Source organism: Nitrosopumilaceae archaeon (assembly GCA_035631875.1).
Classification (GTDB): domain Archaea; phylum Thermoproteota; class Nitrososphaeria; order Nitrososphaerales; family Nitrosopumilaceae; genus TA-20.
Map to the genome: position 1 here is coordinate 1 of DASQHX010000005.1, position 13,126 is coordinate 13,126.

Sequence of the window (13,126 nt, forward strand, 5' to 3'; positions counted from 1 at the left end):
TGGTGGGTCATCGCTTGTATGAACAAGCGTAGTGGATGCACAAGGAGCATTAGATACACCCAATCCTGAATATATCTGGACTCGGAAATTAAATGAATCACCAACATAGATGTTACCTGACGAATCAACTGCAACACCAGACTCTTCTTCACTTGGAATTCCTGATACGTTAATTGTTTTCTGCCAGACTCCGGCAGAATTAAATTTCTGGATGCGGTGATTGAGTGAATCAACAACATAGACATTATTTGATGTATCCACTGCTATGCCTGATGGGAAATCAAAGTGTGCATTGTCAACACCTGGAACTCCAGTTTGTCCAATTGTAGATTGGTAGACTCTGGCAGAATTATATTTCTGGACGCGATGATTATCTGTATCTGCAACATAGATGTTGCCTAACGAATCAACCGCAACACCAGCTGGGAAATTAAACTGTGTGCTGTTATTACCTGAAAGACCAGGAGTGCCAATTGTAAACTGGTACACTCTGGCAGAATTAAATATCTGGATGCGGTGACTATCTTCGTCAGCAACATAGATGTTTCCTGACGAATCCACTGCAACACCAATGAGTGCATTAAAGTGAGAGTTGTCGGCAGAACTTGGAACACCTGTAGTGCCAAGTGTTCCAATGTTTGTTATTCCATAAACTTGTTGATAACAAACTGTAGAGAAAATTATAACTCCCAATATTGGAAGAATCAGAATCTTTCCAATGACCAAACCAGAACCAACCTAAAAAAAATATATTTTACATCATAATTAAGCTTCCGCGATCCTTCCAAAAATGGAAATGTGTTTTTACTAGTCATTTGTTCTCTGAAATTAAATTTATTCCATTACTAAACAAACCGCTAGCCAATTGTTTTTAACAATTTAGATAATAACAAAGAAAGTAATTGTAATCAGACGTCTAACAGTTTTAGAAAAATACTAGATGAGACTGTTTTTTATCTGGCAAATATTGTTGTGAAAAAAACTCTAGGCAACAAAGCCAGTGTTTCCGTATTTCTCTACTATTTGGGAAACATCACCATCTGTAATATGTGCGGTGTTTGCATTTTCTAATCCTTGTGACATTACTCCATCACTTGAAGGATTGTTATCATCTTGTGTAATTCCAAACACATGTCCTAATTCATGCTCTGTGATGGATTGTATCTGCTTGTCAGATAATGGTACCAAGGTGGATATGTCTGCTCTTAATTTTCCACTGCCATCAGATACCATCTGTGTTTGTTCTGGGAAATAATACTGTGATGTAAATACATAGACCCATGCTCTATCCCAAAATGGATAGGTTAGTCCAAGTGCTTTAGATTCTGTAACTTTATGATCCCACCAAGCATTTTCTGTACTATCAAACTTGTCAGTATTAGGAGAAGGAGAAAACATAATCTCTGCAGTGCACTGTGTTCTGTCCTGCTCGTTTAATCCTACTTTGATATTCCATGCGTTATAATTTTTGGTGTAATCTCTAAGATGATTCTGCCAATCACTAATTGCGGTCTGAGCTATCTTCAAGTCCCTTGGAGTACTAGAATATACACAAAGATATGGGTCTGACTTGTACTTGTGATCAAGATAGGTTGGTTTTTGGATATCAACACTAGCAACATCTGCATATGAATGTGGAATGGTGGATAGGACAAACATTGCTGCAAACGCTAGTGCTACCACATATCTGGTGTTCCGCATCTTATTTCCTGAAATGATTGTCTAGAGTTGAGATAATAAGACGGGGTGTGTACTAAAAAAATACAAACTAAAATTTCATGCCTGTGTTTTTTTATATATTTGATGCCTTGCTTGCATATTATTTTAGTTGCAATTTCAAGTTGCACATAAAAAGAACCATACCCTCATCAATTAACATCACAAATACTAGTTATCAATGAGTTTTTGTTATACCAAGTTTGGAAATCCAGTTACACAGAATTTCTGTAATCTAAAAACTCTTGAAGCCTGGTATCATCTTTTGTCTTATGGATAGGTAAACTGCTGATATGGCAACAAATATGATTACCAAGCTAAATGAAAATGGAAACTCTGGAATTGATATTGGCGGAGGCACTGTAATTTGGGCAGTAGCTAATAGAGTATCTGATGGACTATTTGATTTAAAAATGGAAATAGTATGTGTTCCTGATGTTACTCCAACTGTTATGAGAATTGTACCATCATTTGCTACTGTTACCGTATCAATTTGTGTGCCATCTGAAAATACAAAAACAGGTTGACCTTCTTCTGCAATAAAGCCATTACCAGAAATTGTTATTCTACAACAAGGATTGCTGCTAGAAGATAGCGTTATTGACCCATCGGCATAAGCTTGATGAACTGAAAATGATACAGCAAATGCTAGAACTACAACCATTGGTAAAACTAGGATTCTTTCCACCACTAACAGACCCGCCTTATAAGGAGAAAGGATTCTATAAAAATATTAGCTACCACATTTGGAAATTCCTCTGATAATAAATATGATTTATGGTACAATGTTCTTTTTTTAGATCGAATAAAATTGATCGCACTTGAACAATCAAATGTGATTCAATTATGTTTTAGAATTAATTGAAGCCAGGTATCATCTTTTGTCTTATGGATAGATACACTGCTGATATGGCAACAAAAATAATCACCAAACCAAATGAAAATGGAAACTCTGGAATTGATACCTTCGGAGTCACTGTAAATGGTGCAAAAGTTATTGAATTGACTGTGATTGGACTGTCTGAAACGGAAATAGTATGTGCGCCAAGTGTTGTTTGTACTACTGGAACTGTAATGTGAATTGAACCATCAGAAGCTACAGTTACAGAATCCTTGATGGTGTGATCAAAAAATATGTAAACGACACTTCCTGGTGTAAAGTTAGTACCTGAAATTTTTACTATACTGCCAACTGAGCCGCTAGCTGAAGACAGTGTTATTGATGAGATGGCATAAACTTGATGAACTGAAAATGACATGGCAAGCACTAGAACCATAAATATTGGCAAAACTAGTATTTTTTTCAAACCACTACCGACCCAACTTTGTAATAAAATTTTTTTCTATAAAAATATGGTCTGCCATTTGTGGAAATGACTCTAGCCAAATTTTGATTAATCCCTCATTTTCGGACAAGATCCATTGTGATAATATGATCTGTTGGTATCATGTAACTTGCAATTTGCTGTAGTCAGTATTAACATTGAACCAAGTAAGAAAGTGACTTTGTGATGTTCTTGTACGAACATGGAATCTATCTAGTATTACGCAAACGTTTTCAAACAGTAATTATCCACCAAATGCATGGCTGATCATAACATCACAAAAGAAGTAGAAGAGACCCAGGTAAACTTGCTTGTTGGTGGAAAAGCAAAGAGAATGGATATGGAAATCAAATGCCTCTTGAAAATAAATGGCATTACACTAATTGAGAGAATCATACAACAATACTCTGACTGTGGTTTTAAAAAATTCAACATTCTTGCTGGCTTTGGAAGCGATGAGGTACAAGACCATCTTTCCAAATCAAACCATGCCAAAAAAATTGATCTTGCCTTTTCTTTAGATGATAATACTTGGAAGGCTGGTGGCAAAGGAAAGGCACTCAAGCAAGCTCTAAAAAACAATGTCATAAATAGAAAAAAAAGAAGCATTGTTGCATTTCCTGATGATATATTCACTGATGGTACCTTACCACTGGAGCTCTTGGCTGCCCATCTTGATAAAAAATCTCTGGTTACTGTTTTAACAACCACTGGCACTGACTATGCTTTTGGAGAAATAATACTAGATGAACAGGGAAAGGTGAATGGCTTTGTAGAAAAGCCATTTGTATCAAAGATAACATCAACTGGTGTCTATGTGATGGAGCCTGCAGTTTATCATACCATTGATGATCTTGTCTCGCTAGATAGTACTACTCCGCAAGAGTTTGAAAAAGTTGTTCTAGAAAAGATGGCGAAAGAGGGAAAGGTTGCAAACCACACAATACCACACCACACTTGGATTCCTGTCAATACAAAAAAAGAGTTTGAGACTGCAAAATTACGACTAGAGAAAAATTAATTACCGCATCTGGAATTATTTAATTTATAATTTTAATCCTGTTTTTCTAAAAAATTAAATAAGAGTGCTCGAAGAGTGTGATAGAAAAAAGATTTAGAACAATCTACGCATAATCAAATATGAATTTAATTATATAGTTTAACGTAATAGATATGAGAAAATCTTATTCTGTACTAGGAATGATTCTTGTTCTTTCTACGTTACTGATACCTGCAATAAATATGGTACCTGTAAATGCAATTGGCACACCAGTAACCATTAATGTAAACTCGGTTGATCTCTCAGGAAATGCATTTACTGGTATGTACATTGAACTAGAGAACTCAAATGGCGTAGTCATGGCATCTGGCTTTACACCTGCATCATTTTCGGCAATATCTGGGCAACAATATATTGTATTTGCAAATAATTATCAGAATTTTGTATTTAATCACTGGGATGATGGAACAACCAGTCAGGCAAGACCAATCACACCAACACAAACTGTAACTCTGACAGCATCCTATTCTACAGGCACTGCACCTACAGCTCCTGGTGCACCAACTGGATTAACAGCCAATACAGTATCCACATCACAGATAAATCTCTCCTGGACTGCACCTGCAAGCAACGGCGGCTCTGCAATTACAGGCTACATGATTGAGAGATCAACTGATAGTGGCACAACATGGTCTACCATTCAATCAAACACTGGCTCTACAGCTACGACATTTTCTGACACAGGATTGACAGCAAGTACCGCATACATGTACAGAGTATCAGCGATAAATGCAGTCGGAACTAGTGTGCCATCAAATACTGCTTCTGCAACTACATCTGGTACAACTACAGCCCCACAACCACCTACAGGTCTTACAGCAAGTACAATATCCACATCACAAATTAATCTCTCCTGGACTACGCCATCAAATAATGGAGGATCTGCAATTACTGGTTACAAGATTGAAAGATCAACTGATAGTGGCACAACTTGGTCTACCATATCAGCAAACACTGCAAGTACATCAACAACATTTTCTGATACTGGACTAACAGCTAGTACCACATACACATATCGAGTATCAGCGATAAATGCAGTTGGCACAAGCTCACCATCAAACACTGCATCTGCAACTACATCTGGTACCACATCAAATGCCATAGTACTAAATGGTATCCAGACAACATCTGGAACGGTATCTGCAGCACCATTTCAGATAACACTTGCCAACTTTAATGCTGGAACTGGAACCAACCGTGAACTAGTTGTCGGTGTAGATGCAAACAATAATGTCGTAACATCAGTTACATTTGGAGGAGTCCAGCTAACCAAAGTAACATCATCATTTGCCAACAATGATGCTGAATTTTGGTCTCTGACAAACCCTAGTGGCACTGGAAACATCATAGTCACAATGGGAGGTGCCACATCAGCTGTAATTGGCGCATATTCTTTTGCTGGAATAGATCAAACCACTCCAATACCTACCAGTACAACAAACCACAATAGCGCTACTGGAAGCAGCCCTACCATATCAATTACAACGAAAAACGCAAACAGCTGGGTACTAGACTCTCCATCAATTTATGGAGGAAAGACACTAGGTTCTCCAACCTGTACACAACAATGGGATATCAATGTGCCAAATGCAATCACTGGTGCATCAAGCTCTTCAATTGTATCATCACCAAGCTCTGCCACCTGTAGCTGGACTGCAAGTGGAGGAGGAGACCTCTGGGATGATGTCGCAATTGAGCTTAAAGCATCAGGTACTGGTACTGCACCAACAGCTCCGGGTGCCCCAACAAATCTTGCAGCAAGTACAGTATCCTCATCACAAATTAATCTAAGCTGGACTGCGCCATCAAATAATGGAGGTTCAGCCATTACAGGTTACAAGATTGAAAGATCAACTGACAGCGGAACTACATGGAGTACCATTCAATCAAATACCGCAAGTACATCAACAACATATTCTGACACAGGACTTGCAGCTAGTACTGCCTATACCTACAGAGTGTCAGCGATAAATGCAGTCGGAACTGGAAATCCATCAAACACTGCATCTGCAACTACATCTGGCACTGCACCTACAGCTCCACAACCACCGACAGGTCTTACAGCTAACACAGTATCATCATCTCAGATAAATCTAAGCTGGACTGCTCCAAGCAATAATGGAGGATCTGCAATCACAGGTTACAAGATTGAAAGATCAACTGATGGTGGCACAACATGGTCTACCATATCAGCAAACACAGCAAGTACTTCAACAACATTTTCTGATACAGGACTTGCAGCTAGTACCACATACACTTATCGAGTATCGGCGATAAATGCAGTTGGAACAAGCTCACCATCAAACACTGCATCTGCAACAACTAGTCCAGTATCAACTGTACGTGGTATCTCACTTAATACAAATTCAGTTAATGTAGGTACAGATGTAAGAATCACAGGTACTAAATTTGCACCAAACTCTGGAATTACCATATCATATGATAGTACTACAATTGGAGTGGGCGCACAGGATAATGGTTACTCTACCACTCCGTTGACCATAACAACAGATTCTAATGGAAACTTTGTCGCAATAATGTCTACACTGATATCTGTTACAGGAAAACACACCATCACTGCTGTAGATGCATCAAAAAATTCAGCTAGCCAGACTGTCACTGTCTCACCACACGCGTATCTCTTTCCAACAACAGGTCGTGCAGGCTCTACTGTACTAATACCAACTAGTCAAGGCAATGGCTATGCAGCAAGCTCTGCCATTACAATAAAATTTGATGGCACCCTAGTTACACCAACAACTGCCATAACATCTGATACCACTGGTAATTTTGGAGGTAGTTTCATGATACCAGGTGGAGCTGCATCTGGTCCGCACACCATAACAATATCTGATGCTAGTGGCAACACATACTCTACTTCATTTACTGTAGACCCAAATGCTCATTCATTTAGTAGTCAGACTCTAATATCAGGACTAAACTTTCCAGCATACTTTGCATTTATTCCAGATAACGGTCCTGGTGTAGATGGCACTGGTGCATTTATGGTAAATGAAAAAAATACTGGAAATGTAATTGTATTTAAGAATGTAAATGGGATGTTTGTAAGACAGACAGTACCATTTGTGACAGTACCAAATCTGCAGATAAACTATGAAACAAATGGACTGTTAGGAATTACATTTGATCCAAACTGGGCAACCTCGTCTGCATCAAAGTATGTTTACCTTTACGTTACCAGAACTGTAGCAACAAATGTTGTAGGTGAGCTGATACGATATCATGCCACCACAGACTCGTCTGGAAATATCATAGCAGACAAGTCAGTAGGTGAGCAAATGGTACTGGGAAACATTCCAGCATTTAACAATGGCCACAATGGAGGCTCGCTAAAGTTTGACTCGCAAGGTAACCTCTATATCTCCACTGGCGATGGCTGGAAATTTAATGGTCAAGACCTGACAACATTGCAGGCAAAGATGCTAAGAATCATGCCACTAGCATCTCCGGTAAATGGCATGATGTATTCCATTCCCAGTACAAACCCATTTGCATCATCGACTAATACCTCAATTAAAAAAGAGATCTGGGCATATGGAGTTCGAAACCCATATACATTTGACATAGATTCCCAGACAGGAAGAATCTATGGATCTGATCCAGGTTTTAACACATGGGAGAGAATTGAGGACTATACCGCTGCAGGTGCAAATCCCGGATGGGCAAACTATGAGAGCCCGCCATTTGGTAATCCACAAAATGTGGCTGGCTACACCCCACCACTATACTGGTACCCACACCAGGGAGTAGAGCCACAAACTGGCAAGACTGCTGGCCTTGAGGCACTCTCTGCTGGGGCATTTTACCGTGGAACCACATATCCCAACTTATCTGGCGCATACTTTTTTGGAGACTATGGCATTGGAAATATCCTTGCACTGCTACCATCAAGTGTAGCTCCACCTACAACCGATGCTGCAAGTGGATATCCAATAGGACAGGTTGTTCCATTACTGTATGGTTTGACTGCAGCTCCAATTTACATGCAGGAATGGAATGGAAAGATCTATTTCATGGACCTAAGTGGAAACATCAACGTGCTTAACTACAACTAGTTTAATTACAACAATTTTTGATTTTTCAGCAAATCATTATGTGAGCATTACAGGACTTTGGGTACAGATTTGTAAAGTTTGAAAAAATTATTTCCAAATATGGAAGATCATTTTTTATAATAGCTTTATCTGCTAGATGCAAGGGTTGGATTTGGGAAAGTATTCTACATTAGGTATGATGGCTATATCTGCAGTAACAATAATTTCTCTAATTGGATTTTTACCACAAAACTCGTATGCGGTTTCTGGCACAATATCTGGCGGCCCATCCTGTGTTGCAATTTCTGGCACTTGGGATAACTTTAGCACATGTACAGTTCACTCTCTTACAATCCATTCCGGAGAAACCTTGACCATTCCAAGTGGTAAACATCTAGTAATCACGGGCATCATCACGATTAACTCTGGCGGTACACTAGACAATGCCGGTTCTATTAGTGTAGATCAATCCGTGATAAACAACTCTGGCACCCTGACCAACTCTGGTTTTATTGATCTTCCCGGAGGTACCATCAATAATCTCTCTGGAGGTACTTTCAACAATCTAAATTCCATCCGACTCTTTGACGCCTTTAGCAGTCATGGTTTTATCAACAACAACTCTGGCGGTAACATCAACAACTCTGGTATAATCAGCACTTTTAGTATTGGAAATACTATCAACAACTCTGGAGGCACAATAAACAACCTAGCAGGCGGCTCTATAGGTGGTGCAGGTACAATTGACAATTCAGGTACAATCACCAATCTGGGTACCATAACAAACTTCCATGCTGCTAGCATAATCACCAATACAGGTACAATTTCAAATTCAGGTACCATATCAAATGGAGGTACACTCACCAACACCGGCACCATCACAGAATCTTGTAAGAGCACGTTTACCGGGAATCCTGTTGTCGGTACAGCTCCAATCAATACATGTACATCGATTCCAGAATTTCCATTTTCTTTTAGCTTGGTAATTATTTTTGTCGCAGTAGCAGCTGTGTATATGGGTATAAGACAAAAGATGATACCAAACTTCAAGCGATTTTAGCTATTGAATAATTCTTAAAATAAAAAAGAGAATCTAGTTTTGTGGCTAGTCTTACAGGACTTGATTCAAAATGAGAATCATAAACAACAAGCATCATAATTTTTTTCTTTTATGATAGTATAATAAAATCTATAACCACATGTGGGAATGGTTAATAACCAAAAAAAAAAAAACGAATATCGTGAGCTCACAGGGGAGAGATACACCATACCTCTAACATCCATAATAGAGCTAGTCTTGATGAGAAGAGGAAATACCAAGTACAACTTGGTTGTAGCCAAACTCCGCTCTCTTTATGATCTTGCCCTCCGAGATTGTGACAAGCACCCCAAATATCTGAAAAAAATACTCAAAGAGGTATACAAGGAAGAGTATGGTTCTATCATATCAGAGATCAAATTGGGCCTCGATGAATTGATTAAGGAAAAAGAGTTTGCCAGTTTTATAAAAATCATGGAAAGTTAATCTGGTTCATATCAATATGATTTGACAGGACCAACAAATTACACCTATTGACAACTCTATAAATTAATAAAAAATCAGTAACCTGCTATCTTTGAATGTACAATTGCTTCCATTTACATTCCACATCTTTGAGCTGATTCTTGTCAATATGATGATGAGACTTTTCTAGCTTGTGTGTCCCTTTTTGCAATTTCAAATAATTGACTATAAACATGTCATTAAAATCAAAAGTATCCCAGCTTTGGAATATTCTAGCAGGATTGTAATCCATGAGAATGTTGCAGCTATTATCATGTAGCATCTTTGCAAGTTCAGTGTGGTAATGTATTTCATGACCAGTAGGAATGAGTCTAATAGATGGCAGCACATCATTGCTGTTATACAGATACGTTTTGAGAACGCCACATTTTGTTTTGTCTTTCAGATACGGCTCTAGTGTGATTGCTTCAAACCCATTTGGAAATTTTATAGCTTCGTCTGCATCCAAGACAAAAATCCAACAATCACCATACTTTTTTTGTGTCAATTCCAGTAAAGAATTACGTTTAGCTGACTGTGTTTCCCAGATCTGTTTTGATTCTGTAAAGCAGACCTCAAATGGAACGGAATTGTTTTTTATCCATTTATTGACAAGCTTTTTGGTATCGTCAGTAGAATTTACACTTGACTTTATTTCCTTTCTCCATGAACCATCCAATATTTCAACAGCGTGTATGTCACGTATGCGACTGAGATTATTTAGAAAAGTAACAATTGAATCCTGTTCATTGTACAGGACGGTATTGATTATGATCTTGCGGCTCAAGGATAACATACCCAAATACTAGCCTAAAAAAGCATTGAATCAATTCGTTCTTTTTAATCTACATTCATCAGCTGGGTAACTGAAATTCCATCTTTGGAAATAACAGGTAAAGGAATCAAAAACCAAATATGGCTCACCGCTATAATCAAAACAAATTGAAATCTTTCACACTAGAGCGGATTGGTCCAAAAACCGTCCTTGGTTTGGCATTGATTGCACTATCTTTTGTTATCTATCTTATCTTCGAGTCTACAAATACCTATCATACAAATACAGAATATTTTATTCCGATGGGGGTGGCGTCTTTTGGAATTGGATTTCACCTTGCTCTCTCCAAGATAAAGGCTTTGCAGTCAATCAAAAAAGTTTTGACATTTATTGTGATTGGTATATTGGCATTTGGGATTTTTACATGGATGGGATGGGAAAAGTACATTCTAGATTCTAGCTACGCCATGACGCTTGCGGAATTGACAACCAACTTTGCCGTATCGATACTAAACTGGTCTGGGATACATGCAACACAAAGTGGTCATACCATAATCTTTCCACCTGAATCAAAAATCTCTCAAGTAGATGTGCTTCCTGCCTGTGCAGGATTACATGAATCTGCAATATTTCTAGCTGCATTTGGTCTGATGATAATTGATCTTAGTCGTAAAGCTCCAAAGAAAAAACTTGCCATTATTTTTGTATTAGGTTCTATTAGTGTATTTTTTGCAAACATGGCAAGAATTATGTTCTTAATATATGTCGGTTATGCGTTTGGTTATGATGCATTAGAAACAGATCACTTGTACGCCGGTACAATCATGTTTTTATCCTTGATTGGTTTGCTTTGGTGGTTGTCCCTTAGATGGATTCTAAAAAAGCCACAGACGCAAATAAATCATCAAGATTTAGTTTAGATCACTGAATTTTCTTTTACACTAAACCATCTTTGAAGTATCACTGGTTGAAGTTGTTGGCGTTATTTGTTTTGCACAATTCTTGTGATACCATTTTCCACCAAATATCACATCACCCTCTGTGAGCTGCATCTCTTTACCACAAACATGACATTGTTCTTTCATTATTTTTTATCTTCCAGTTACAGATTTTCATGTATTGTATCAAAAGCACATGTGTGTTTTTTTATTGACATACACTCTAAATCATACGTGCAAGTTATCTAATGAGCTTTATTTTTGTGCATAATCGAAACTTTAATGGTTTTTTGACAATCATAGATAGAATGTGTTTTTTTCATTTATGCCAATTTGTCCCTTTCTAGAGGGTAAAAATACTAGATATCAAAATTGGAAATAAATTTATTATTCAAATTTTGTCTCTACTGTGTGTATTTTTATGGGGATAATACCTATCTTTTTAACTCCAATACTAGAAAATAGAAATGACTCTGATGAATAGAAATAAAATTCTATACTTTGTACTGCCAATGATTTTGGTACTTGGAATCTATGGCACTCAAATCTCTTATGAAAAAAGTGGTTACTTTGTACCATTACATATTGAAAAATCTAACTCTATCATGATTGTGAGTATAGATAACTCTAATTTCAAACAAGGTCAATCAATGAATGTTACAGGAAAGGTAAATCATTCCACCGAGGGTGTTTCTGTATTAATGCAAATAATTGATCCTACTAACAAGGTAGTCGGTGACTTTCATTCTGCGGTAAATAGATTTGGAATCTTTAATCAATTTTTTAATATTCCGGATACATTTTCATCCGGCAAGTACATCTTAACTGCATACTATGAAGGAGATCCAAAAAAAACACTACTTTCTTTTAACATAAATATTTCGAACACTCCATACGGACAAGTATACATTTTGATTCCGTTTGGCGCATCAACAGAAGGAAACAACATAAATTTTGATCCTTCAAGCATTATCGTTCCTCAAGGAACAAAAATTGTTTGGACAAATAATGACGCTAACATCCATGATATAACAAGTGGAAAGGTAAACCCTGACGGCACTTTTGCTTTAAACAATCTTTTTGAAGGTGGCTTTATACCTCCTGGACAAGATCTTGCGATCTCTCCTAATCCTGGAAATTATACTTATTTTTGTAAGATACATCCATGGCTTGATGGAACCATATCCGTGAAAAAAACTCCAGTTACACCTAAACCCGTACCACCAGTAAAAGCTAAACAACCCATACCACCAGTAAAAGCTAAACAACCCGTACCACCAGTAAAAGCTAAACAACCCGTACCACCAGTAGTTACACCTAAAACTGTACCTCCATTAACGGCTAAACCTGCACCAAGTACAAACTCTACATTTACAAATTCTACTACGCTTGTTACAAACTCTTCCTCACCCACTGGGTCAGATAATTTCCTATCGGTAATCTTGAAAGACTTAGTTAGTTTCTTTACAGGAGGCGGTTCTTCAGTTTCCCACAACAATAATACAACTAAATCAAATTCATCACAGACAGCTGAACCTACAAGTCCAGTATCATCTGAACCTAAAAGTCCAGTAGTATCATCTAGCCCCTCACACGATCCTACACTCTTATCATATTGGACATTTGATAATAACTTAACAATTACAAAAGATCAGGGTGTACTTGGAAAAAACTTGATCCAAGTTGGCAAAGGGAAAATTGTTTCTGGTAGGAT

The 13,126-nt window shown here is 37.7% G+C and carries 12 protein-coding genes; 6 read left to right on the forward strand and 6 right to left on the reverse strand.

What is annotated here, in order from left to right; genetic code table 11:
* From VEU72_00870 to VEU72_00885, 4 genes are all read right to left on the reverse strand, one after another.
* Positions 1–726: SMP-30/gluconolactonase/LRE family protein (locus VEU72_00870; GenBank protein ID HYL65684.1), on the reverse strand; the 726-nt coding region annotated here is incomplete at its 3' end.
* Positions 727–984: 258 nt separating this feature from the next.
* Positions 985–1,701, reverse strand: coding sequence for a hypothetical protein (locus VEU72_00875; GenBank protein HYL65685.1), 717 nt, complete (start codon positions 1,699–1,701; stop codon positions 985–987).
* A 250-nt stretch (positions 1,702–1,951) separates the two neighbouring features.
* On the reverse strand, positions 1,952–2,407 hold the full coding sequence (locus VEU72_00880) for a hypothetical protein (protein ID HYL65686.1): 456 nt from the start codon (positions 2,405–2,407) through the stop codon (positions 1,952–1,954).
* Between the two features lie 166 nt (positions 2,408–2,573).
* Positions 2,574–3,023 carry a hypothetical protein gene (locus VEU72_00885; GenBank protein HYL65687.1) on the reverse strand — a complete coding sequence of 150 codons (450 nt, stop codon included), beginning with the start codon at positions 3,021–3,023 and terminating at the stop codon, positions 2,574–2,576.
* 277 nt (positions 3,024–3,300) lie between these two features.
* Here VEU72_00885 and VEU72_00890 point away from each other — a divergent pair, with 277 nt between their 5' ends.
* From VEU72_00890 to VEU72_00905, 4 genes are all read left to right on the forward strand, one after another.
* On the forward strand, positions 3,301–4,062 hold the full coding sequence (locus VEU72_00890) for a sugar phosphate nucleotidyltransferase (protein HYL65688.1): 762 nt from the start codon (positions 3,301–3,303) through the stop codon (positions 4,060–4,062).
* A gap of 152 nt (positions 4,063–4,214) precedes the next feature.
* A complete protein-coding gene (locus tag VEU72_00895) occupies positions 4,215–8,177 on the forward strand; it encodes a fibronectin type III domain-containing protein (GenBank protein ID HYL65689.1) in 3,963 nt (1,320 codons plus the stop codon).
* A gap of 136 nt (positions 8,178–8,313) precedes the next feature.
* On the forward strand, positions 8,314–9,216 hold the full coding sequence (locus tag VEU72_00900; protein HYL65690.1) for a hypothetical protein: 903 nt from the start codon (positions 8,314–8,316) through the stop codon (positions 9,214–9,216).
* A 147-nt stretch (positions 9,217–9,363) separates the two neighbouring features.
* Positions 9,364–9,681 (forward strand): hypothetical protein, encoded by a 318-nt coding sequence (locus VEU72_00905; protein HYL65691.1) that lies wholly within the window; start codon positions 9,364–9,366, stop codon positions 9,679–9,681.
* Between the two features lie 85 nt (positions 9,682–9,766).
* Here the strand turns inward: VEU72_00905 and VEU72_00910 are convergent, their stop codons facing one another.
* Positions 9,767–10,486 (reverse strand): hypothetical protein, encoded by a 720-nt coding sequence (locus VEU72_00910; GenBank protein ID HYL65692.1) that lies wholly within the window; start codon positions 10,484–10,486, stop codon positions 9,767–9,769.
* Positions 10,487–10,641: 155 nt separating this feature from the next.
* On the opposite strand from VEU72_00910, the gene VEU72_00915 reads away from it, so the two are divergent.
* Positions 10,642–11,394: an exosortase/archaeosortase family protein gene (locus VEU72_00915; GenBank protein HYL65693.1), complete on the forward strand. Its 753-nt coding sequence runs from the start codon at positions 10,642–10,644 to the stop codon at positions 11,392–11,394.
* Positions 11,395–11,415: 21 nt separating this feature from the next.
* On the opposite strand, the gene VEU72_00920 is transcribed toward VEU72_00915, so the two are convergent.
* Positions 11,416–11,559, reverse strand: coding sequence for a hypothetical protein (locus tag VEU72_00920; GenBank protein HYL65694.1), 144 nt, complete (start codon positions 11,557–11,559; stop codon positions 11,416–11,418).
* A 320-nt stretch (positions 11,560–11,879) separates the two neighbouring features.
* On the opposite strand from VEU72_00920, the gene VEU72_00925 reads away from it, so the two are divergent.
* Positions 11,880–13,126 (forward strand): plastocyanin/azurin family copper-binding protein (locus VEU72_00925; GenBank protein HYL65695.1); only part of this gene is annotated, 1,247 nt, incomplete at its 3' end.

Coding starts and splice junctions, on each gene's coding strand:
- VEU72_00875 (HYL65685.1), bottom strand. CDS start 1,701: ATGCGGAACACCAGATATGTGGTAGCACTAGCGTTTGCAGCAATGTTT.
- VEU72_00890 (HYL65688.1), top strand. CDS start 3,301: ATGGCTGATCATAACATCACAAAAGAAGTAGAAGAGACCCAGGTAAAC.
- VEU72_00895 (HYL65689.1), top strand. CDS start 4,215: ATGAGAAAATCTTATTCTGTACTAGGAATGATTCTTGTTCTTTCTACG.
- VEU72_00900 (HYL65690.1), top strand. CDS start 8,314: ATGCAAGGGTTGGATTTGGGAAAGTATTCTACATTAGGTATGATGGCT.
- VEU72_00905 (HYL65691.1), top strand. CDS start 9,364: ATGGTTAATAACCAAAAAAAAAAAAACGAATATCGTGAGCTCACAGGG.
- VEU72_00920 (HYL65694.1), bottom strand. CDS start 11,559: ATGAAAGAACAATGTCATGTTTGTGGTAAAGAGATGCAGCTCACAGAG.